This window comes from Leptolyngbya sp. FACHB-541, from assembly GCF_014695875.1.
Lineage (GTDB): Bacteria > Cyanobacteriota > Cyanobacteriia > Elainellales > Elainellaceae > JAAUTN01.
Map to the genome: position 1 here is coordinate 73,496 of NZ_JACJPC010000089.1, position 20,896 is coordinate 94,391.

The window sequence follows — 20,896 nt, forward strand, 5'->3', positions numbered from 1 at the left end:
CAAATTCTTAAGATTTAGTTTATCGAGATTATGGCAAGATTACAGGTCGCTTTTGTGGGCATTAGGGATTAACGACGGGGGCGATCGCCTTCATCTTCAAAATCGTCCTCAAAATCCCAATCTTCCTCGTCTGAGTCTTGCTGGGAAGCGGGTTCATTATCCAGTTCATCGAGCGATCGCGCGGGCGGAATGATTACCCGGTAGTCTGCGTCATACACCGATTCGGTTTTACCCACGCCAGAGTCACTCGGCTCTCGATAGCTGTAGGAATAGACCGAACCCGACTGGTAGCTAGTTTTGGGATCTCGGCGCACCTCATAGTCCGTTTGCTGCGGCTGAACAGGACTTGGGGGAGGCGCATCCGGCTCCTCTTCCCAGTCCTCCCACTCTTCCCGTTCCTCTGGCTCCTGAATATAGGTTTGGGAATTGTAGGACGAACTCGAATAGGATGAACTCGCTTGAGGACTTGCCTGAGCAGGTGGCGTATCTACAGGTTCCTCATAATCCTGCCAGTCTTCCCACTCTTCTACAGGAGCACCAACATTTTCCCAATCATTGCTAAAGTCAAAGCCTGACTTAGGTTTAGGCGATGCTGACTGGGTGTAGCTGGTGGTTGTGTTAGTGGAAGCTGCCCCTGCTGTAGCAGCAGTTGAATAAGACGAATTCTGCGATTCAGCCCAGCCTTTGTCCCACGATTCATCGGCTGAAGTAGAACGGCTGGTTTCGCGTGGGGCAGTAGGACGGCGAGTGCGCGGGGCAGAAAAAGTACTAGAAATTCCAAATAGTGCTGCGATAACCAGTGTAGTGAAGGCTCCAGCAGCGATCGCCCCTACCATCCACGCTGCCAACGGAAATGCCTGCGTCTGCACTCCCAAAATCACCAGCGGCACCGCAGGTGACCAGTTTTGCAGAGCAAATAGCGTTAACCCTCCCAGGATGGCAAGCAGCAGCGCAAGGCGAATTACTGGCACGGCTTATCCTCCAGTGGGCGATCGACTGTGAATAATCGGACAGCGGGCAGTAGACGGTAGGTATTCACAATCCTCAGTATAGGATTGATGGCGCAACCGTTGCATCAAGGGAAGGAGGAAGGGGAGCGATGCGAAGCGATTCCCCCTTTGGAGGAATCGCTCCTCTACATCTACGCTTCATCTCCCAAGTGTCCTTCCCAGCGCTTGATTGGTACACAATTGATGTCTAACTGATCGAGCGCTCTAGCTACAACAAAATCGACTAAGTCCTCAATGGTTTGAGGATTGTGATACCAGGCAGGAATGGCAGGAACGATTCTAGCTCCGGATTCTGCCAGAGTGGTTAGGTTTCGCAGATGAATCAGGCTAAATGGTGTTTCGCGGGGCACCAGCACCAGTTTGCGCCCTTCTTTAAGCTGCACATCTGCCGCCCGTTCTAACAGGTCAGAACTGAGTCCTGCAGCTAGTTTGCCAATGGTACTCATGCTACAGGGCATAATCACCATACCCAGGGTGCGGAATGAACCACTGGCAATGTTTGCACCAACGTCGCCCCAGGGATGACAGTGCAGTTTGCCGCCCGTTTCAACCTGGGCTTGCGATCGCCAAAACTGCTCTTGCTGAACACCTTCTAAAGGCATTCGCACATTTTGCTCAGCTTGCCAAACCATGTAGGTCGATTTGGAGGCAACTAACTCAACCGAGTAGTCTGCCTCCAGCAAATATTTCAGGGCACGAACGGCATAGATTAATCCAGAGGCTCCAGTAATTCCTAAAATTAGCGGTTTGTTTGAAGTCGATGTTGCAGGTGAAGTTAGAGACACGCAATTACACAGAGCAATGACACCAGGGAATACCCCTGTTTTTAATCATAAGCCTCTGACGGTTGCTCGTTTTCTGGCTCTAGCTCCGGCTCAAGGGGTGAAACATCATCTACATCGTCATCGGTGGCTTCACTGCCGCCACCGACCGCCACTAGGTCAATCTGCTGACGATAGTAGTCCACGCTCTTGACTTGAACTTCAACGCGATCGCCCAGTCGGTACTGCTTGCGGTTTTTGCGCCCGACCAGCTTTTGCTGACGAGAACGGTACTCATACCAGTCATCCTTAAGGGAACTGACGTGTACTAGTCCTTCGACTAGCAGTTCCTCAATTTCCACAAAAAAGCCGTAGGACTGCACTCCAGTAATTAGACCGTGGAACACTTCCCCGGTGTGCTCCTGCATAAATTCGGCTTTTTTCAGCCCTTCCAGGTCAGCTTCGGCTTCCTGGGCCAGCTTTTCTCGCTCACTCAGATGCACCGCAACCGCAGAGAAATGTTCCTCTAGCTCACTTTGAATTTCGGGCGGCAGCACATTCCAGGTGATCTGCCCGTGACAAGAGCTGCTGCGGAGATCCACGGATTCTTTAGAGCGAGTTGAACGGCGATCGCGCCCAAATTCAAACACCGCGTTCAGCACCCGGTGCACCAGCAAGTCGGGATAGCGGCGCATCGGCGATGTGAAGTGCGTATAGCCCTGCTCTAGCGCCAATCCAAAATGATTTCCCGGCGTAGTGCTATAAATTGCAGGCTTAAATGTAGACAGCAGCAGGTAGGTCAATACTTTCTCTGCTCTCGATTCAGCAAACTCCCGCAGCAACCGTTGATAGTCACGTGGATGTACCGCATCCTCTTCTTCCAGGTGAGTGTCGATACCCATATTGCCTACCAACTTCAGCAATTCCTGCACATCAGCAGGGTCAGGGGTACGGTGAACTCGATAAATTCCTGGCACCTGGAGTGCCTGAAGGTGAGACGCAACTACCTGATTTGCCAGAATCATCAGTTCCGTAACGATAGAACGGGCTGGCAGTAGGGACGAAACCACCATTGCCCCCAACGCTCCCTCGTCGTCATACTGAAACTTGGGCGAAAGGTATTTGCCGAGTTCTGGGTTGCTTTCATTCGGAAAGATTTTTTCGGGCAGGTTTAGCTCAAATGCGCCCCGCTGCCGTCGCTGCTCTCGAATGGCTTGACTCAGAGCAAACAGTTGATCTAGCAGTTCAAAAACGGGCGTAAACTCCTGTAGCTCCTCCAGAGAGGGCAGCGGATAGCTCAAGGTTGGATCTGTTTCAGGAGATTGGTTACGCTGCAAAATCGCCTGAACTTGCTGGTAGTTCAGCTGATGGTGAATTTGAATAGCGCTGGGCTGGATTTCAAATTCGAGCAATTGTCCGGTCTGATCCACTGTCAGCAATACCGAAATCGTGAGGCGGTCCTGATTCGGTGCTAGAGCACAGCAGCGGCGAATTTGCTCTGGAAACATTGGCAACACGGTTTCGCCTAGATAAACCGACGTGCCTCGCCGCTGAGCTTCTACATCTAGCGGCGACTGAGGTTCTACATAGAAAGCGACATCAGCAATGTGAACGCCAATGCGCCAGCGATCGCCATCGAGTTTCTCCAAGGTCAAAGCATCATCAATTGCCGGTCCGGAGGGTGAACTTGGTCCATCAATGGTAATTGCAGGCAAGCTACGTAGGTCTAGCCGCTTCTTTAAATCGCCTTTACGCAGCTTGGTTGGCAGGGCTTTAGCCGCTTCTATCACCGTTTCAGAAAAGCTACGCGGCAAGTCATGTTTGCAGCAAACAATGTCAATATCAGAAGCCGCCTGAGCATCACTTCCTAAGATCTGAGCAACTCTGCCAAGGGGCGGCAGTTGCCCCAGAGGGTAGCGCAAAATTTCAACGTGAACCAGCTGATCAACCGCATCTTCCAGTTTGCCGCCATTCGATTTAAGGTCAAGCTCAAACAGCAGTCGATCATCCAAGGGAACAGCGCGATAGCTGCTGTCTGCCTGTTTAACCCTTGCCAATACTGAAGAGTTAGCCCGCTCTAAAATCAACCGGACCTCTCCTTCAGGGCTGCGTCTGCGACTACCTTCCTTAGTCACTTTGACTAGGACGCGATCGCCATTCCAGGCTGTATTCAGTTGGCTCTCGCGAACGTAGATATCCTCAGCCCCTTCTTTGTCTTGAATGGCAAAGCAAAAACCTTTACTAGAGCAGCGCAGCTTGCCCTCAACGACATCTTCTTCAAATACGCGGCGGTATTTGCCTCGCTCCTTCAGTAAAATGCCGATCTTCTCCAAAGCATCCAGGGCAATTTGTAGCTTACGGATACTGGCATCATCCTCACAATTGAGCTTTTTTTCTAAAGCTTTGGGGGCTACTAGTTTGTCATCCGTAAAGTTTGCCAGCAGCGACGCGATCGAAAATTCCATGCAGCGATTGATCCTTCTCTGTAAGTTTGGTGTTTTGACCTTGTTCTTTTGCTGTCTGAGTGAGCCACGAGCCTGTCTTGAGTAAGCTCATTGCCCTCTTTAATGCTCTCACGAGCCCAATCTGAACCTGGCGATCGCAGTATCAAGCAGCTCAAAGTCCTGCTTCTGCGTAGCCAACCTTCTCACCGCTGTTGCAGCTTTCCTTGCAATCAGGGCATGAAAATCAAACAATGACCCGAAAAGCGATTGCATCGTTCGTTCCATCAGTCTGCTGAAAATGCTTTAGCTCCGCAATCTGAAAATGGGAGCAATGACATCAGTGACAGCAATGAGTGGGCGACAGTGCAGCTAAGGGGGAACAACGGTAGCTAACACCGAATTAGGTCAACTAAGTTGGAGAAGTGCAAAAAATTTCGGCTAATTTGCACTCTGTACACTGTATTTATATTTCGTAATTAGCGCGAAGCTGTCAAATCCTGCCGAAAAATTTACTTAGATTCATAATATATCTATCTTGGAGTTCTAATTAGAGTGCGCCTCGCATAGCCGATTGACCCTGCATCTAATTCAGAACTAAACATATAGCGATAGTCGGAATAGCCGTGACTCCAAAACTCACCGTTGTCCAGTCACGATATACGCTACACGCTTACCGATATTTGTAGCGTGGTCTGCCATCCGCTCCAGGTGACGAATCACTAATACGAGCAGCACAATTGGCTCGATCGCCCCCTGAATGTTGGTTTGGTTTGCCAGCAGGGTATACAATTCCTCGTAGTCTGAATCAACGTCATCATCCTTGACCTTGATATCCAAACCTGATTCTGCATCCAGATTGGAAAGTGCTGCCAGACTCATCGCCAGCATTGCCCGACAGCGATCGGACATCACCTGCACCCGATCCATACAGGGATGAACTGGGTAAGGAAACAGCTTCATCGCAATTTCTCCCAGATCATCAGCATAGTCGCCAATTCTTTCTAAATCGCGCACAAGCTGCATGAGAGCACTGAGCAATCGCAGATCTTGAGTCACAGGAGCCTGAAGCGCCATCAGATTCACGCAGTCAAGCTCAATCTGTCGGTAAAACTGGTCAATCTGTTTATCTTGTTGGGCAATTTGCTTGGCCGCATCTAGATCTCGCTCAAATAGAGCTTTGCGGGCAAGCCAGCAGGAGTTTTCGACTAGCGCACCCATACGTAAAACGTCACGCTGTAAGCGTCTGAGTTGTCGTTCAAACTGAATTCGAGTAGGTTGAGAAGCGTTCAAGGAGATTCTCGCGAAGCTTAGGTGCGGTAGATACAGAAACGTGAAAATTCACAAATCACGAAAATTGGATGATTTGATAACCCTAAAAGTCCCCAAATTTTAAGTTTTCAAACCAGTATAGACATTTCAACAGGAAGAGAGCAGGTAAAAATGTATGGAGCAAACAGAACCGAAGCAGACAGGGTAAAGCCGAGAGGAGTTTTAGCGGGTTAGCGATAAGACAGCACAGGTGAAGCTTGCCTCTGTTACATCATGTGACAAATTGTTCAAGAATGACGTGATTTAGCCGACAGTGATGAACGTTGGCGCAAAGCCTACGAAGTAGAACATATTGCCCATCAAATCAGGAGTTTTTCAGCTATGTCATTATCAGATACCCAAATCTTTATTGCATTGGTCGTTGCTTTAATCCCTGGCGTTATGGCGTTTCGGCTCTCTACAGAGCTCTACAAGTAACGCTCTGTGGCGCGAAGCGCTACCCCGTTCATAAATTCTGGGCGTAGAAATTTATTTCCGCGTCCAGAATTTGTATAGGGAGACTGAAATCAGTTAGAGATAAATGGATTGTGAGAGGTACATTTTTTCAGTGTAACGCTCACAATCCATTTGAAGTTGCTATACTTCAGCTCACAACGGCTCACAGAGTTATAGTCATTTTCTAGAGATGCCCGAAAGCTGTCTTTAATTTTCAAAAGGAATTTTCAAAAGGGTTGCTTTTACTGTCCCATCTGATCTAGCCTCAACCTGTTAGTTCAGCTCATACCCCTTCGGGGTGTTTCGATTCCTTTTCCGAGGCGAGTATGCTCTCAATTAGGGGTTTTCTCGGATTCGGCAGTCCCCTTGGATAGAGCAATATTCAACATCATGAACGCAACCCAGCCCTCTAGACCTCCACTCCACATCGCGCCCCCCGCTCAACGCTCTGTACCTCGGACAAGGCGACAACCGCAGCAGCGCCACCAACCCCATCAAGTTGTGGCGACTGAAGTTGGAGTAAAGCTGGCAGTGAATGTGGTTTTGGCGATCGCTGCTGTTTCTGCTTTGGTCAAGCTCATTCCCTACAACCTGACCCAGCAAGCAAAGCTGCGTGAGCTAACGACTGAGGTTGCTGCGGTTGAAGGGCGTGTTGATCAGATCCAGACAGACTTTAACCGACATTTTGATCCGCGTCAGGCGACCAGTGTGATGCAGGAGCAAACTAGCAGAATTGAACCTGGGCAACGTCCTATCGTCTGGGTTGATCCGCCTAGCTCCGACTCTAGTGCGCAATGACACAACGAGGGATTGGGAGATTGAAGGGAGTCCCTCCCTTGGCACGGGTAGTATGTCTCTAGTAGCCTTGGCTACACAGGCAGCTATTCTGTTTTGACAGCCCCCCTTTCGGTCATGGCGATTCAAAAATTTCCGCTGGCAACTCTGCAAAAGGTTAGACAGTACATCAAAAATACGTTAGTCCTACCCAAGTCGGAGCAACATTGGACTTGGACTAGCTCTAAGTCGGCAGATGAATTGCCTGAACCAAATTCTTTAGATGCTCTAGGCGACTTGTTTAAGTTTGGGGGAGTGATTGAAAGCCAGTTGACCTCTCCTAGACCGTCTGGTCATTGGCTAGTTAGCACCCTTAACCCAGGCACCGCCCTGGCAAAGCTGCCGGGATTGAAGCTGAAACCAGGATTTCGGCTCATTAGCTATCTCTACCGAGCTGAGGTAGACGGTGCGGGGGTTGTCTGGGCAATTCCAGAAGCGTTTGGGACGACAGCCCAGCTTGAAAAGGCGATCGCCGCCGCAGGTGCTCTCGATCAACCGCCTAAACCCGAATCGGCCCTGACAGATTTTATGCAGGCGATTGAGGGCGATCGCTCTCCTCAGTCTTTTATCATTGCCTCACTCCTACGGCGAGAATTGCTAGAAATTGGGGCACTAGGTCAACACCGCAACTGGAGCCATCACCGTTTAATCGATGAGCCACCTGCTCAGGTCAACTGGCAGTGGAGCACCGAGCAGCCCAAAGACCTCTCGCCTAAAGTACGGCTCTTGCCAGACCAGGCAGCAGTCGAGTTTTTTACTTGTCGCACTGTTGCCCCTATTGCCCTATTTCGCCACATCGATCAATACTTGCCAGGTCAATACAAGGCTAATAGTATCGATCGAGTCGTGGCGATCGCACAGCGATAAGGAATGCAAAATTCAACTATTGCCACAAAAGGCTAATATTTAGCCAGAAAGCCACTTGATTTTGGTGATTAAACTGAAATAGGACGATTTTCTACCTAGAGAATGACTTACAGCTCAGCTTAATGATGCAAAGTTAAGTTCATAAGCAACAGCAACCCTCGCTTTGGGGACGAACTTTTCAAACAGTATGAACATCGATCACGTTCATTTCTATGTTGAAGACGCAATAGCGTGGCGCGATTGGTTTGTTTATACTCTTGGCTTCTACTCAATTGCAGGGCACTCTACGCTTCACACTCACACAGAGGTTGTTAGAAACGGCAAAATCCATTTTGTCATTTCGTCGCCGCTGACCGATTCTAGCCCCGCCTCTGACTATCTCAGCTTGCACCCTGCTGGCATTGCAGATGTTGCTTTTCAGGTTGTGAATTTAGAGCAGGCGATCGCTACCGCAACTGCTCACGGAGCGCAACTGCTGCACCCCATTCAAACAGAACAGCAATCTCAGGGGCTTTTGAAATGGGCCAGCATATCCGGTTGGGGCGACCTGACCCACACTTTAGTGGAGCGATCAGGATTTACATCCCTACTCCCTCACCGGGCTGAGCCAGGACAGGAGGTTGAACAACTCATCAGGCTGGATTTGAGCCAGTATCTTTCCACTCAACCAGATGGGTTGCCCAACTTTATTGACATAGACCATGTCGTGTTGAATGTTGCAGCCGGAAGCTTAGCAGACGCTGTACTTTGGTACGAAAAAACATTGGGATTTGAACGACAGCAAACCTTTGCAATCCAGACAGAACGTTCAGGTTTGTCCAGTCAGGTTCTAGTTCACCCCGAAAGTGGGGTAAAGTTTCCAATCAACGAACCTGCTTCAGCGACCTCCCAAATTCAAGAATTTTTAGATGTTCATCAGGGTTCTGGAGTACAGCACATTGCCCTCCAGACTGGGGATATCGTGCAGACCATTGCCCATCTGCGCCAACGGGGGCTAAACTTTCTGCCCGTTCCCCTCACTTATTACAGCCAGTTGCGCCAGCGACCTGGGTTTTGCCTAGCAGAATCAGAGTGGCAGGCGATCGCCCAACAGCAAGTGCTAGCAGACTGGTCAGAAGGCACCCCCCAGGCAATGCTGCTACAAGCTTTCACTCAACCAATCTTTGAGCAACCTACCTTTTTCTTTGAGATCATTGAGCGCCAAACCTACTGCTACGCCGAACGTTTGATCCAGGCAGAAGGATTTGGGGAAGGTAATTTCCGAGCCTTGTTTGAGGCGATCGAACGTGAACAGATTAAGCGTGGTAATCTTACTTAGAGTTAGAAATTAGAAATTCAAAATTTCAACTAAGAGACTTCCCCACCCTAAGCCTCTAAAAACTTCTAATCTTGCAAGACATCTTCAGCTCTAACAGCTAGACCTTAAGAGCCTAATAGAGAAGAGCTTAATAAGGTGCAAATCGTCAGAAGTATCTTCAGCTTTTCTTTAAAGTTTTCAAAAAGGCTAGACAACACTAGGCTTTGGTGGTACAAATGTTCTATGGAGTGATCCGTCGCTCTTAGCCACCGCTCCCAACACTACTCCTATGGAACGCCTTACTGAAGTCCAGCAACAGCTTTATGATTGGCTAGCCAGCTACATCAAAGAATATCAGCACTCTCCTTCTATTCGGCAAATGATGAAAGCGATGGGGCTTAAATCTCCCGCTCCTATTCAAAGCCGTCTTGAGCATTTGCGAACCAAAGGCTACATTGACTGGACAGAAGGCAAGGCAAGAACAATTCGGCTGATCCATAGCATTGCTCAAGGTGTGCCAATTAGAGGTGAAGTTTTTGCAGGGGGTGCGCTTGAACCTGCTACTGATGATGACACGATCTATCTTGACATTGCAGGGCTACAGCTTCGTCCCCAAGACTATGCGCTAAGAGTCACAGGAGACAGCATGATCGAGGCAATGATCGCTGATGGTGACTTTGTCATCATGCGCCCTGTGCAAGAACCCGACCGCCTGAAGGATGGCACCATTGTTGCTGCCCGAGTTGAAGGAGCAGGCAATACGCTGAAATATTTCTATCGCGAACAAGATCATGTTCTGCTAAAGCCCGGAAATTCCAAGTATGACGTGATCAAAGAACCCCTAGAGAGAGTTACAGTTCAGGGCGTCTTGGTTGGCGTATGGCGTGATTACAGTTCCATAAAATAGTTGAAATAGCTCTGAGATTGGCTTCTGAGATTGGCTATTGACTGAGATTTGTTGGAACAAGTATGTGGCTTAACAAGCGGGGGATCTGCTAGCAGATCCCCCGCTTTCTAGATCTAGGTATCTAAGAGGCGAACGGCTTTACAATTCTTTGAATAAGGGGGTCTCAAGCATCAGGTCGCGTAGGAAATCTTTAACTGATGACTTTCCTTAAATCCCTATTCCTTACACCCTCAATTAATTCTCATGTCTTCACTCATATTGGATCAGACGTATTACTATCATTAAGCTGTTAGACTCTGTTTCAAGGTTGTTGCTTTCATGACTACCTTGACGTGTGTTCTACCTTACTGGCAATTTGGATTGGTCATCCGCAAGAGTGAGGTTTTAACCAATGCGCCAAATTAACTTTGTAATTATCTTTGTCTTCTGCCTGGCTCTCGTCCTGTTTGGGATTGAGAATACAGAACCTGCTGTCATTCATGTTGTTGAAGGAGTTGAGCTACAAGCGCCCCTATCGGTTGAGTTGCTTTTAGCAATGGGAATTGGGGCAACATTAGCCTGGGTCTTTAGCGTTTGGACGCAGATTCAGCGGGTGTTGGAATCAGGGAAAGAAATTCGTCAGCGTGACGTTCGAATTGAAGAGTTGGAGCAAGATGTACAGCGCTATAAGGTAGAGCTAGAAGAGCAGCAACGGCTTTTGCCTGCCTCCCAATCTCGAACTGAAGATGTCGAAGTCACTGAGGTATTTGCAGCTAAATAGCTTGTATACCCTACTGGATGCTGTTGACGATAATGCTACCAATGCTATTGATGATGAATGCTTCTGCCCTAATTGAGCCGCTCCGCCCTTGGAGCCTGTGGGTGCCGCTTTTGTTTCTCAACCTGATTGTGATAGCAGCGGTGTATTTTGTCCGAATTCGTATCAGGTAAGCTTCTCTCCTATGACCCAATCCCTGGCACAAAACGCGATCGCCCTGCTGATTGACCTGGCAGAGCGAGGAGAAGTAGATCCCTGGGATGTGCAAGTGATTGAAGTCATCGATCGGTTTCTGAGTCAACTCAAACCGACGCAAACCGTCGAGTCAGGTCGAGCACCCTATGAGGCTGACCTATCGCAATCAGGACAGGCTTTCCTGTATGCATCGATGCTGGTTTTGCTGAAGGCAGACAGTCTGGCTCGCCTGGAGGCAGGAGCCGAAGCAGAGATCGTCGAAGAACCTGAATTGTTAGATGAGGCAGGGGCAGGTCAACCCTTGCCGCTGCATTTAGAGCGACGGATTCGGCGACGGGCGGTGGCCCGTCCACCCCAACAGCGGCGGGTCACGCTCCAGGAGCTGATTGCTCAACTTGAGCTGATGGCGACCGCAATGGTGGATCAAAAGCCCCGTTCGCGGGTGCGCCGCCCTCGCTCACAATCTCGCTCACAGGCGGTGCGGGCGATCGCCCAGCTTGCTCACCAGGAAAACCTGTCAGAGGTTGCAGCCGCAATCGACCAGTTTCTTGCTGAGCATTGGGATGAGATTAGTCAGGGGCAGGACTGGCTAGATTTTGAGTCGCTTCTAGACGTTTGGATTAATCCAACTGGAAATGGAGTGGCAGAATTTACTAAGCCTGTTGATTTGCACAGTCATTCTCCTCAGGGTGATCGGGTTGCCGTGTTTTGGGCACTGCTGTTTCTTTCGTCCCAATCCAAGGTAGAGCTATCTCAAGAGGAGTTTTACCAAGATTTGAAGGTTCGGAGCCTAAGCCGTGATGCGACAACTGAGCCAGAATTCCCAGCGATCGCCTTGCTAGACTGAAGCGATTGCTAAATTCTTCACTCGCCGCGGGTGATATTGAACGTCGTGCAACTGTCTTGCCTGTAAGCTTCTCTGCAGTTTCCATTAAGTAAATTCCGGTTTTGCTAACAGGCTTAATGTAGATTGTGCAAAATTGCTATTTTGTATCCAGTAATTCCCAGAGATTATGGAAAACTGGAACAAGTTGACCAAATCGACATCAACTAAGCAGAAGCTAACCTAGCCCAGGATTGAGAGAAAATACTTATGAAAGCCATGATTCTGGCAGCAGGTAAGGGTACTCGTGTACGCCCTATTACCTACACCATCCCTAAGCCAATGATTCCGATTTTGCAGAAGCCAGTAATGGAGTTTTTGCTGGAACTACTGCGTCAGCATGGCTTTGACGAAATCATGGTGAACGTCAGCCATCTTGCCAACGAAATCGAAGGCTATTTTCGAGATGGTCAACGATTTGGCGTTCAGATTGCCTATTCCTTTGAAGGGCGAATTGAGCCCGACGGAACTCTGGTTGGCGCAGCGCTTGGCTCCGCTGGAGGAATGAAGCGCATCCAAGATTTTTCTCCATTTTTTGATGACACCTTTGTGGTGCTTTGCGGTGATGCCCTAATCGACTTAGATTTGAGCGCAGCCGTGCGCTGGCATCGTGAGAAGGGTGCGATCGCCACAGTCGTTATGATGCCTGTACCCCGCGAAGAAGTTTCCAGCTACGGTGTGGTTGTCACAGATGAGGAAGGGCGGATCAAAGCCTTTCAGGAAAAGCCCTCCGTCGAAGAAGCCCTAAGTACCGACATCAACACGGGTATTTACATTTTTGAGCCAGAAATCTTAGATTACATTCCCTCTGGTGAGGAATACGATATTGGCGGACAACTTTTCCCCAAGTTGGTAGAAATGGGTGCGCCCTTCTACGGCATCTCAATGGACTTTGAATGGGTAGACATCGGTAAAGTACCTGATTACTGGCGCGCAATTCGTAGTGTCTTGCTAGGTGAGGTCAAGAACGTAGATATTCCTGGGCACCAGGTTGCCCCCGGCATTTACACCGGGCTAAATGTCTCAGTGAATTGGGACAAAGTTGACATCAAAGGTCCGGTTTACATCGGCGGCATGACTCACATTGAAGACGGAGCCACAATCATTGGACCAACGATGATTGGCCCAAACTGCTACATTTGCAGCGGCGCGACCGTAGACAACAGCGTCATCTTTGAATATTCCCGCCTTGGCCCCGGAGTGCGCTTAGTCGATAAGCTAGTGTTTGGTCGCCACTGTATCGACAAGACTGGAGCTGCCATTGATGTACAGGCAGCCGCATTGGATTGGCTGATCACCGATACTCGTCAAGTTCTCCCCTCGCAACCCCCCGCCGAGCGACAGGCGATCGCCGAGCTGCTAGGAAAGGGATAGGAGAAGGGATTAGGAGCTAGGAACTAGGGGCTAGAGGGTGAGGAGATAAATTATCTTCTGGGTTCTTCATAACCCTAGTCCCCAGCCCCTAGCTCCTAGCCCCTATTAAGATTCCGCCCATATTTTCTGTTTCTCATGCAAGATCATGTTAGAAATCAGAGAATAACCTGCTGTAGCAAGTCTTAGCATTGAGCATTGGGCGCATGAATCAATTAACGCTGCAATGGGTAGAGGCAGGTCACGTCAAGACCTACACCATTGCTGATAAACAGCAGTCAATTAACTCGTCTGGAGGCATTCGGATTGGGCGTGATCCGGTGCGATGTGACCTGGTATTAACTCATCCAACAGTATCGGGTTTGCACGTCGAAATTTTTTATAATCCCCAGCACGGCGGGTTTTACTTGCGAAATTTGCGAGATACAAACCCTCCCCTTGTCAATCGGCAAAAGCTGACTGAGGGTGAAGTAGCGCTGCGTCAGGGTACCAGTATCTATTTGGGGCAGGTTGAGCTTCAGGTGGTGGCGATCGCCTCAAGCGTTGCTAATACGGTCGCCGTACCGCCACCTACTGCAACGACACCAGTACAACCGACGGAGCATCCTGCGGCTTCCCGGGCAAGCACATCGTATGGACTGAAGTGTCCTAGATGTCATCAAGTTTCGCCCTATGAGCGGCTTAGTCTTGGCTGTCCCTGGTGCGGCACGTCTCTAGCTGCTGCCGTTAGCGTGCTGATGGTTCCGGGAGAAAAATAATCGCCTAAGTCCTATCCTTCTACCCTATGAATCCCGGACTTCTGCAAATTCGCTTGCGTTGGGATGATCCTGCCACAGGAGAACGACGAGAGCCCATTCTGTCCGTGCCAATTGCTCTAGGGCGGGAATTTGCCCAGATGCCTGCTTCCTTGAGGGAACAGCGAGTTGCGCGGATTATGCTGGACAGTGGCCAGGTTTCGCGATTTCATGCGCTGATTGAGCAGGATAGCGTGGGGGTGGCGATCGCCGACCAGAACAGCAGCAATGGCACCTTTGTCAACGGCACCCGCCAAACTCGAAGCTTCCTTACCAATGGCGACACCATTCAAATTGGTCCTTACCAAATTTCCGTTTTTCTAGATATTCAGTCGGCTGCCACTCCAATTGGTGATTCGACCATCCTGTTTCATTCTGAAACAGACCTGCCTGTACCTGATGCTACATCCACCCTATCCGGATCGACCCCAACGGCACCTGCGGCACGCTCAAACTTTCCACCCCCCTTCTTTCAGGCTCAGCAAGTATCGATGCGTGACCTGATGGACACCGAGTTGATGGTGCATGAGTTTGACTATGCAGCAATTGGGGCAGGACTGGGCAGCTTCATTTGGGTAGATTTGCTGCGGCTTTGTGGGGCACGGTTGAATCAAGTCGTGGCGATCGGCATGGAACCACAGCCCTACGCCCGCTACCAACGCCTTTGCCAGAATTCCCAAATTCCGCTGCACGAACGGTTGCGGTCAAACTCTGATTCTTGCCCCGATAACATTTGGGGATTTCCTAGCTACGCCTTTCGAGAATCGTGGCACAGCTTTCGCCAAGGGCAAATCGGTTCTGCACTGAAATATCTGTGGCAGGTGTTTGCCGAACCAACCCTAGCAGAAACCTATACGCCTCGCTCTGGCAATGTGTTTGCCTCAATTGACCGAGAGGCACAGCGAATTGGCTGGCAGCAGATTTTTCGCTATGGGCGTGTTTTATCAATTCGCCAAACGAATGATGGACGGTATGCGATCGCCTATTCCCGCTCGACCGCTAGCCACCGAGAACATGCCTTCATCGTGTCGCGCTACCTGCACCTGGCAACAGGCTATCCGGCAATTCAATTCCTCCCTGACTTGCAGGCTTACCGTGAAAAAACGGGCGACTTCAAATCTGTCGTCAATGCCTACGAAGAACACGAACACGTTTACCAGAAGCTAGAGCAGTATGGCGGCACCGTGCTGATTCGGGGTCGTGGCATTGTAGCTTCCCGCGTTGTTCAGCGTATTTATGAAGCCCGGAGGAAAAATCCTCATATCTCGCTGCTGCATCTGATGCGATCGCCCAAACCGCAAGGCAACAAATTTGGTAAAGCTCAACGGCAGGTCAAACATCACTACGAATTTCAGCCGTTTAACTGGCCCAAAGCCTGTTGGGGTGGAGAGTTCCGCACCGTGCTAGAGTCCGCTAACCCACAGCAGCGATCGCGCCTGCTCACTGATTGGGGTGGCACCACCACCGCCGACCGTCACGACTGGCAGCGTATCGTCCAGGAAGGGCTAAACCAGGGCTGGTACAAGATTGCCTTTGGTGAAGTCGAGCGCGTCGAGCAAGACGGGCAAAAAGGTACCATCACCTACATTCAGGAAAAGGACTTCAAAGGCAAAACTCAACTAGAGGCAGACTTCATCATTGATGCTACTGGGTTGGATGCCAAAGTTAACGCCAATCCACTGCTCGAAGATCTGGTAACACACTACGATCTGCCTATTAACACCCTGGGTCGTCTCAACGTGGCTAATGACTTCGAGCTAGTCGAAATGCGTTCCTCTGGGCAGGGGCGCGTGTATGCCGCAGGAGCATCCACTCTGGGTGGACCTCACGCTGCTGTCGATAGCTTTCTGGGACTACAGTACGCCGCCCTCGCTGCCGTTGATAGCCTCGTCTCTACCCGCGCTCCCAACCTCCGCTACCTCAACGGACTCACTTCCCTGACTCAATGGCTTAAATGGGTCACGAACCAAGCTCCCAACCAACCCTAGCTCCCAGCCCCCAGTTCCTAGCCCCTTTCCCCTATGACCCCCACTCTTCTCGGTCGCTGGCAATCTCGACTGTTACTCCTCGCTACAGTTGGGCTATTGGTAACGCTACCCTTCTCAATGGGTTGGATTGTGCTCGGTTCGTATCCAGTTTTTCTGTGGGTGTTGGGCTATGTTGCCGTCTTTGGAATAGGGTGGGACCTGCTCTACGATTGTCTACAAAAATTTCGCTGGGATCGAGACTGGCCAGCTGCGTTTCAGCTCTTAGCAGGCATCTGGGAAGCAATATTTATTCTCTTACTGTTTAAGACAATTGGATTGCCAGGAATTGCCAGAACTACCCCAATTGGTTGGTTTGCACTGCACTATAGCCTGGTCTGGCTAGCAGTCTTTACAATGTCACAAACTTTGATGCGAGTGGTATTTTTGCGATCGCGCTTTCGAGGCGGACAGTGGCTATAGAAGTAAGGACAGGAATTGTTTAGTTGCTGTCTGGTTCATAGAAGGTGATACAGACCCCAGCTAGATCAATGACAGCAAACTCTTTTGTTCCCTAAGGTTTAGTTTGTAGTTTGCCATTGGGATGAATCATTGTTCCCCCTTTTGCTTGAAACTCCTGATAAAGCTGTTCAATCTGTTCAACTTGAATGCGAAAGGTTGTCCATTCTGCTAAATGTTTGTCGTCATTTTGCTGTAGAACAATTTGGGCTGAGTCACGTTTCACAATCGCCATTGTGACAGGCTCACCTTCCCGGTAAACCGTTGTGAATCCAAGCTGCTGCTCATAAAAGGCGATCGCCTTTTCTACATCCTGACCTGCTGGAATAAGCGGGCTAATGTTGCCAAGCTTTGGTGAAGTGGTCATAAATTATTCTTCCTAACTGAATCGTGGCGATCGCTTTTTTGTTAAAAACTAAAGCATCCACTCCAGCACAATTCCCACCCGGCTGTCTTTATTAAACGAAGAATTTTGCTTTTGCATATCCGTTGAAATTCTCAAATCTTCAGTCAGCGCATAGCCAACTGATAGCGTTGTTATTCCTACTTCCTCGTCACCACCAGGTGCCACCCAAGTTTGAGTCAATGAAATATCAGCCGCTCCGGTGCGTGAGAGGGCAAGCAAAAAGCGCAATCCCAGATTGAGGTCGTCGGTAGTGTATTCATCGGTTTCTAGGTAGCGATAGCCAACCACAGGAGCAACGTTGATATAGCTACCCAATGGACGAATGTAGTAGCGCAAATCAGCGCCGTAAGCCTGGCGATCGCCCTCGAAGGTTGCTTGATAGTCAGCGCTGACCGTCAGACCCGTTTGACCGATGAACACGTCCTCAATGCCGACATTAAACCCACCCGCCTGATCGGTAGAGGGAAACTGCGAATAGCCCAGCCGCAGCCGCGTCCGAAAGCTTGGATCGCTGCGAATCTCAGACAATACATCGGGAATGTCTTCCAGCCAGCGTTGAAGAACTGGGCTATTTTTGATCGTCTCTGAATCTAAATCCACTTGTTCGGTCGCGTCAGAATTGCTTGAATCATCAGAATCTTGTGGTTCAGACGATTCTGGTGAAGGAGAAGTTTGGGCGATCGCTTCTATTTCTGGCAATTCGACGGTATAACCGATTTCAGCAGCTTCAGCATTGGAAGCGATCGCACCAAAAGAGTCCTCCGTAAAAGAAGCCTGAGTCAATTCGCCTGAAAATCCTAAATCAGCAGCTTCTCCTAATGGCGGCAGCGTTGAAAGATTAGCGATCGCAGCAGATTGAGGCACTCCGACTTGAGAAATTGCATCCAATTCAGCTATTTCGGAAGTAACGACCTCTGATGTAACCAGATCTAGATCCGATGTGGCTACAGCAGTCATCTCTGCAGACTCTATGCTTGAAGTTTGAAGGTCTGCCTGCACTTCAGGTGCCAATGCTAAAGCGGGAGCGATCGCTAAAGGAAACCAGCACATCGCCATTCCCGCAATCCGGTTCACATTTCTCACAAGACAAATCCTAGACCTAGCAATAGCCCACTCCAGAAATGCAAGGTAACCGCAATAAATTTGCAGTTGCTTACTCGCTCTGGCTGGTCGTGGTGTTGAGCAACATGACGGCAAAGTTTGACCGCTGGTGGCAGGCTGAGGAAAATTAGCAGCGTCCAACTCGGAAAAACCTGCAGCGCCACACACAACCCCGTCAACCCGTAGATACTGCCACAAAGCCAGGGCAGGAGGCTAGCCCCTCTGGCAGTTCCTAAACGCACAATAGGCGATCGCTTACCTGCCGCCAAGTCATCTTTAACCTGATGGAAGTGCGAGCAAAACAAAATCAAACTGGTGCTGATGCCAATAATAATCGAAGCAACCAGTGCAGAAATCGACCAGGACTGAGTTTGGCTATAGTAAGCAGCAGCGATCGCAAGCGGCCCAAAGCAAACAAAACAAATTATTTCACCTAATCCTTGATAACCCAAGCGAAAGGGCGGTCCCTGATAGCTATAGCCCAGAGCGCAACAGAGCAAAACAATACCAGGAATAGTGAAGTCATACTGGAGCCAGGCGATCGCCAAAACTCCAGACACACCCAGTGCCAAAAACAAGTTTCCCAACCCAAAAATCAGAGATTTGTTGCCTGTCAAATTGACCAACGAATGAGCTTTGTTTTGATCAATTCCTGTTTCCGAATCAAACACATCGTTGCTCAAGTTTATCCACGCCACAATTAAAATAGCCGCGAGTAAAAAAGTTAAAAATATTCCACTTTGAATCGTTCCTGTTTCAGCAAATGCAATGGCTGTTCCAACCCAAATCGGAATCACTGCAACACTATACATTGGCGGCTTGATGGCTGCTAGCCAGAGCTTAGATTTGGGGTAACTAAGAGACTTTGTGGTCATGGCTTAAAACTCAGCAACTTAAAACTCAGCAAGAGACACGAACAGCTTGTCTCAAACATTCCTTGTGTCCCTCCCGCTCGCATTCTCGGAATCCTACCGAGGCGTTGAGACGAAGAACACGGTTACGGGAATCGGAGACAGAGATAGGTGGGAATAACTGTTTTTCCTCCCAAGTCCACCCTACGGGAAGCTGAGCAGCAGTGCAATGTGTCAGTTTTCAAAGATTTGTGACTCTTGCTCTAGCGAACGAAGGCAGCTATGTCAGGCTGGTTCAGTCCACAAGATGCCACAGGAACCATGCTAGAACTCGACTTTTTACGATAATCTAACCGAGAAACTGCTTGACTGCTTGCTCTAAGCCAGCTTCTCAGAGAATCGGGTGCAGTGGTTACAGCAATTGGAAGTGTGCTACCTGTATTCATAGGTAGTCTAATCGGATTACACTAAACACTTCATCCAAAAAGCGCTTAGTTTAATCATTTCTATCTACTTAAAGCTGATCCATTTTGGGAAAATCTGACCTTTTTGCGTCCATGCCAGTCATACCCCATTCTGTCAATCTCTTTCAGGACTGTAAGCAGTTTTTTCAATTTCTTTCAATTTGTCAGCAGAAATCAATTGAGCAGAATGAGACGCAAATCGCTAGTATTTCCTTAAAAGTTGATCGGGTTGATCCGCTTGCTGTGCTACACGAAATTGCAACACCAGATCAGCTTCATTTCTACATCGAAAACCCCGCCGAAGATGAAGCGATCGCTGCTATTGGAGCAGTTTCATCCCTGAAAACGTCAGGGAAAACGCGTTTTTTCCAAGCTCAAAAATTTACTGAATCCTGTTTCAATTATTTAGTTTCAGCCACTTCCTCAAACCATTTATTACCACGTTGCTTCTGTAGCTTTAGCTTTTTCGACCAGGGCGCTACTTCAGAATCCACTTTCTCGGAAGCCACTATCTTTTTACCAAAGTGGCAAGTTTCTTCAAAAGCGGATCAATCGACCGTGATTTTGAACCTAGCAATCCACGCTAATTCTAATTTGGAGCTTTTGATTGAACAAGTTTGTCGTGAATTTCAAAATATTTGTCTAGCAAAGTACGGAATTTTTAACCTTTCAAGCAACATTCAATATAAATTGAATCACTGGAACGTAAATGACACCAATAACTTTAAAGTAGCCGTAGCCTCAGCATTAAAGTCTATTCAAATTCATCACTTAAATAAGCTTGTATTAGCCCATGCAGTAGATGTAGTTTCAAAATTCCCTTTTCAATGGATAGACTCACTACATCACCTCCGCAAAATTTATCCTGATTGCTACACTTTCTCAACAGGCAATGGCAAAGGTCAAAATTTTATTGGAGCTAGTCCAGAATGCCTCATCAGAATTTGTGATCGCCAGCTCAATACAGAGGCTCTAGCAGGTTCTGCACCCAGAGGTAAAACAGTGACAGCAGACGCAGACCTGGCGAATCGGTTGCTGAATAGCTCCAAAGAACGACATGAGCATCAGGTCGTAGTAGACTTCATTGCTCAACAACTATCTCGCTTTGGACTTAACCCCCAAATCCCAGCCGTACCAAAATTGCGCCAGCTAACTAATATTCAACACTTGCACACTCCGATTCAGGCAACTCTCCCAAAATATCTGCATCCACTAAAAATTCTGGCTCAGCTCCACCCAACCCCTGCTGTTGCCGGGATGCCCAGGGATTTTGCTTGTGAAGAAATTCGACGTTATGAAAAATTTGAGCGATCGCTCTACGCCGCTCCCCTTGGCTGGATTGATGCTCAAGGGAATGCTGAATTTATCGTCGGAATCCGCTCTGCCCTCATTGACGGCCATCATGCCCGTCTCTACGCTGGAGCAGGAATCGTCGCAGGTTCTAACCCAAACCGAGAGCTAGCAGAAGTCAAACTGAAGCTGCAAACTCTACTTCAAGCACTAGTTTAGATAACCAAACAACATTGTTTAAGAAGAACAATATGTTTAAAGAGCTAAAGCCTCCTTCGCTTTGTTGAAGGAGCTTTAGCTCTTTTTATTAATAACCTGGCGCCGAGCTATTTTTGCGGAGGGCAACCCCTCAACTATCTTTGCCGCAGCGATGTTTCACGACCGAGTTCGGGATGGGTTCGGAGTGGTTCCATTGCG

The 20,896-nt window shown here is 49.0% G+C and carries 19 protein-coding genes, 1 rRNA gene and 1 pseudogene; 13 read left to right on the top strand and 8 right to left on the bottom strand.

Going from position 1 to position 20,896, the window contains the following annotated elements:
* Window positions 1-68: 68 nt before the first annotated feature.
* From H6G00_RS19130 to phoU, 4 genes are all read right to left on the bottom strand, one after another.
* Window positions 69-971, bottom strand: coding sequence for a hypothetical protein (locus H6G00_RS19130; protein WP_190797952.1), 903 nt, complete (start codon window positions 969-971; stop codon window positions 69-71).
* Window positions 972-1,141: 170 nt separating this feature from the next.
* Window positions 1,142-1,795 carry a UbiX family flavin prenyltransferase gene (locus H6G00_RS19135; protein WP_190797953.1) on the bottom strand — a complete coding sequence of 218 codons (654 nt, stop codon included), beginning with the start codon at window positions 1,793-1,795 and terminating at the stop codon, window positions 1,142-1,144.
* Window positions 1,796-1,836: 41 nt separating this feature from the next.
* Complete coding sequence (locus H6G00_RS19140; RefSeq protein ID WP_190797954.1) at window positions 1,837-4,236, bottom strand: ribonuclease R family protein; 2,400 nt, start codon at window positions 4,234-4,236, stop codon at window positions 1,837-1,839.
* A 615-nt stretch (window positions 4,237-4,851) separates the two neighbouring features.
* On the bottom strand, window positions 4,852-5,505 hold the full coding sequence (gene phoU, locus H6G00_RS19145) for a phosphate signaling complex protein PhoU (protein WP_190644681.1): 654 nt from the start codon (window positions 5,503-5,505) through the stop codon (window positions 4,852-4,854).
* A gap of 360 nt (window positions 5,506-5,865) precedes the next feature.
* Here phoU and psaM point away from each other — a divergent pair, with 360 nt between their 5' ends.
* The 12 genes from psaM to H6G00_RS19205 all read left to right on the top strand — a co-directional run bounded on the left by psaM (window position 5,866) and on the right by H6G00_RS19205 (window position 16,331).
* Window positions 5,866-5,961: a photosystem I reaction center subunit XII gene (gene psaM / locus H6G00_RS19150; protein ID WP_190644680.1), complete on the top strand. Its 96-nt coding sequence runs from the start codon at window positions 5,866-5,868 to the stop codon at window positions 5,959-5,961.
* A gap of 408 nt (window positions 5,962-6,369) precedes the next feature.
* The gene (locus H6G00_RS19155) at window positions 6,370-6,777 is read left to right on the top strand and encodes a hypothetical protein (RefSeq protein ID WP_190644679.1); all 408 of its coding nucleotides are present in this window, start codon (window positions 6,370-6,372) and stop codon (window positions 6,775-6,777) included.
* 114 nt (window positions 6,778-6,891) lie between these two features.
* Complete coding sequence (locus tag H6G00_RS19160; protein ID WP_190797955.1) at window positions 6,892-7,680, top strand: hypothetical protein; 789 nt, start codon at window positions 6,892-6,894, stop codon at window positions 7,678-7,680.
* Window positions 7,681-7,867: 187 nt separating this feature from the next.
* On the top strand, window positions 7,868-8,998 hold the full coding sequence (gene hppD, locus H6G00_RS19165; protein WP_190797956.1) for a 4-hydroxyphenylpyruvate dioxygenase: 1,131 nt from the start codon (window positions 7,868-7,870) through the stop codon (window positions 8,996-8,998).
* A gap of 268 nt (window positions 8,999-9,266) precedes the next feature.
* Window positions 9,267-9,884, top strand: a complete 618-nt coding sequence (gene lexA / locus H6G00_RS19170; protein ID WP_190797957.1) for a transcriptional repressor LexA — start codon at window positions 9,267-9,269, stop codon at window positions 9,882-9,884.
* Between the two features lie 391 nt (window positions 9,885-10,275).
* On the top strand, window positions 10,276-10,644 hold the full coding sequence (locus H6G00_RS19175; RefSeq protein ID WP_190644675.1) for a LapA family protein: 369 nt from the start codon (window positions 10,276-10,278) through the stop codon (window positions 10,642-10,644).
* A 32-nt stretch (window positions 10,645-10,676) separates the two neighbouring features.
* A complete protein-coding gene (locus H6G00_RS19180) occupies window positions 10,677-10,814 on the top strand; it encodes a hypothetical protein (protein ID WP_190797958.1) in 138 nt (45 codons plus the stop codon).
* Window positions 10,815-10,825: 11 nt separating this feature from the next.
* The gene (locus H6G00_RS19185) at window positions 10,826-11,683 is read left to right on the top strand and encodes a segregation/condensation protein A (protein WP_190797959.1); all 858 of its coding nucleotides are present in this window, start codon (window positions 10,826-10,828) and stop codon (window positions 11,681-11,683) included.
* 246 nt (window positions 11,684-11,929) lie between these two features.
* Window positions 11,930-13,093, top strand: coding sequence for an NDP-sugar synthase (locus H6G00_RS19190; RefSeq protein WP_190644672.1), 1,164 nt, complete (start codon window positions 11,930-11,932; stop codon window positions 13,091-13,093).
* Window positions 13,094-13,296: 203 nt separating this feature from the next.
* Window positions 13,297-13,848, top strand: a complete 552-nt coding sequence (locus H6G00_RS19195; protein ID WP_190797960.1) for an FHA domain-containing protein — start codon at window positions 13,297-13,299, stop codon at window positions 13,846-13,848.
* 26 nt (window positions 13,849-13,874) lie between these two features.
* Window positions 13,875-15,872: an FHA domain-containing protein gene (locus H6G00_RS19200; protein WP_190797961.1), complete on the top strand. Its 1,998-nt coding sequence runs from the start codon at window positions 13,875-13,877 to the stop codon at window positions 15,870-15,872.
* A 33-nt stretch (window positions 15,873-15,905) separates the two neighbouring features.
* Window positions 15,906-16,331 (top strand): hypothetical protein, encoded by a 426-nt coding sequence (locus H6G00_RS19205; RefSeq protein WP_190797962.1) that lies wholly within the window; start codon window positions 15,906-15,908, stop codon window positions 16,329-16,331.
* A 19-nt stretch (window positions 16,332-16,350) separates the two neighbouring features.
* On the opposite strand, the pseudogene H6G00_RS19210 reads toward H6G00_RS19205, so the two are convergent.
* The 3 genes and pseudogenes from H6G00_RS19210 to menA form a co-directional block, all read right to left on the bottom strand.
* Window positions 16,351-16,734, bottom strand: a pseudogene (locus tag H6G00_RS19210) (VOC family protein).
* Window positions 16,735-16,782: 48 nt separating this feature from the next.
* The gene (locus H6G00_RS36730) at window positions 16,783-17,463 is read right to left on the bottom strand and encodes a hypothetical protein (RefSeq protein ID WP_347278203.1); all 681 of its coding nucleotides are present in this window, start codon (window positions 17,461-17,463) and stop codon (window positions 16,783-16,785) included.
* Window positions 17,464-17,852: 389 nt separating this feature from the next.
* Window positions 17,853-18,749: a 2-carboxy-1,4-naphthoquinone phytyltransferase gene (menA, locus tag H6G00_RS19220; RefSeq protein ID WP_190797964.1), complete on the bottom strand. Its 897-nt coding sequence runs from the start codon at window positions 18,747-18,749 to the stop codon at window positions 17,853-17,855.
* A gap of 533 nt (window positions 18,750-19,282) precedes the next feature.
* On the opposite strand from menA, the gene H6G00_RS19225 reads away from it, so the two are divergent.
* Window positions 19,283-20,698 carry an isochorismate synthase gene (locus H6G00_RS19225; protein WP_190797965.1) on the top strand — a complete coding sequence of 472 codons (1,416 nt, stop codon included), beginning with the start codon at window positions 19,283-19,285 and terminating at the stop codon, window positions 20,696-20,698.
* Between the two features lie 94 nt (window positions 20,699-20,792).
* Here H6G00_RS19225 and rrf read toward each other — a convergent pair.
* A 5S ribosomal RNA gene (gene rrf / locus H6G00_RS19230) occupies window positions 20,793-20,896 on the bottom strand; the annotation flags it as partial.

What these genes read in the sequence shown, in the direction of transcription:
- H6G00_RS19140 (WP_190797954.1), bottom strand. Translation starts at nt 4,236, where the DNA reads ATGGAATTTTCGATCGCGTCGCTGCTGGCAAACTTTACGGATGACAAA.
- psaM (WP_190644680.1), top strand. Translation starts at nt 5,866, where the DNA reads ATGTCATTATCAGATACCCAAATCTTTATTGCATTGGTCGTTGCTTTA.
- H6G00_RS19155 (WP_190644679.1), top strand. Translation starts at nt 6,370, where the DNA reads ATGAACGCAACCCAGCCCTCTAGACCTCCACTCCACATCGCGCCCCCC.
- H6G00_RS19160 (WP_190797955.1), top strand. Translation starts at nt 6,892, where the DNA reads ATGGCGATTCAAAAATTTCCGCTGGCAACTCTGCAAAAGGTTAGACAG.
- hppD (WP_190797956.1), top strand. Translation starts at nt 7,868, where the DNA reads ATGAACATCGATCACGTTCATTTCTATGTTGAAGACGCAATAGCGTGG.
- lexA (WP_190797957.1), top strand. Translation starts at nt 9,267, where the DNA reads ATGGAACGCCTTACTGAAGTCCAGCAACAGCTTTATGATTGGCTAGCC.
- H6G00_RS19175 (WP_190644675.1), top strand. Translation starts at nt 10,276, where the DNA reads ATGCGCCAAATTAACTTTGTAATTATCTTTGTCTTCTGCCTGGCTCTC.
- H6G00_RS19180 (WP_190797958.1), top strand. Translation starts at nt 10,677, where the DNA reads ATGCTACCAATGCTATTGATGATGAATGCTTCTGCCCTAATTGAGCCG.
- H6G00_RS19185 (WP_190797959.1), top strand. Translation starts at nt 10,826, where the DNA reads ATGACCCAATCCCTGGCACAAAACGCGATCGCCCTGCTGATTGACCTG.
- H6G00_RS19190 (WP_190644672.1), top strand. Translation starts at nt 11,930, where the DNA reads ATGAAAGCCATGATTCTGGCAGCAGGTAAGGGTACTCGTGTACGCCCT.
- H6G00_RS19195 (WP_190797960.1), top strand. Translation starts at nt 13,297, where the DNA reads ATGAATCAATTAACGCTGCAATGGGTAGAGGCAGGTCACGTCAAGACC.
- H6G00_RS19200 (WP_190797961.1), top strand. Translation starts at nt 13,875, where the DNA reads ATGAATCCCGGACTTCTGCAAATTCGCTTGCGTTGGGATGATCCTGCC.
- H6G00_RS19205 (WP_190797962.1), top strand. Translation starts at nt 15,906, where the DNA reads ATGACCCCCACTCTTCTCGGTCGCTGGCAATCTCGACTGTTACTCCTC.
- menA (WP_190797964.1), bottom strand. Translation starts at nt 18,749, where the DNA reads ATGACCACAAAGTCTCTTAGTTACCCCAAATCTAAGCTCTGGCTAGCA.
- H6G00_RS19225 (WP_190797965.1), top strand. Translation starts at nt 19,283, where the DNA reads ATGCCAGTCATACCCCATTCTGTCAATCTCTTTCAGGACTGTAAGCAG.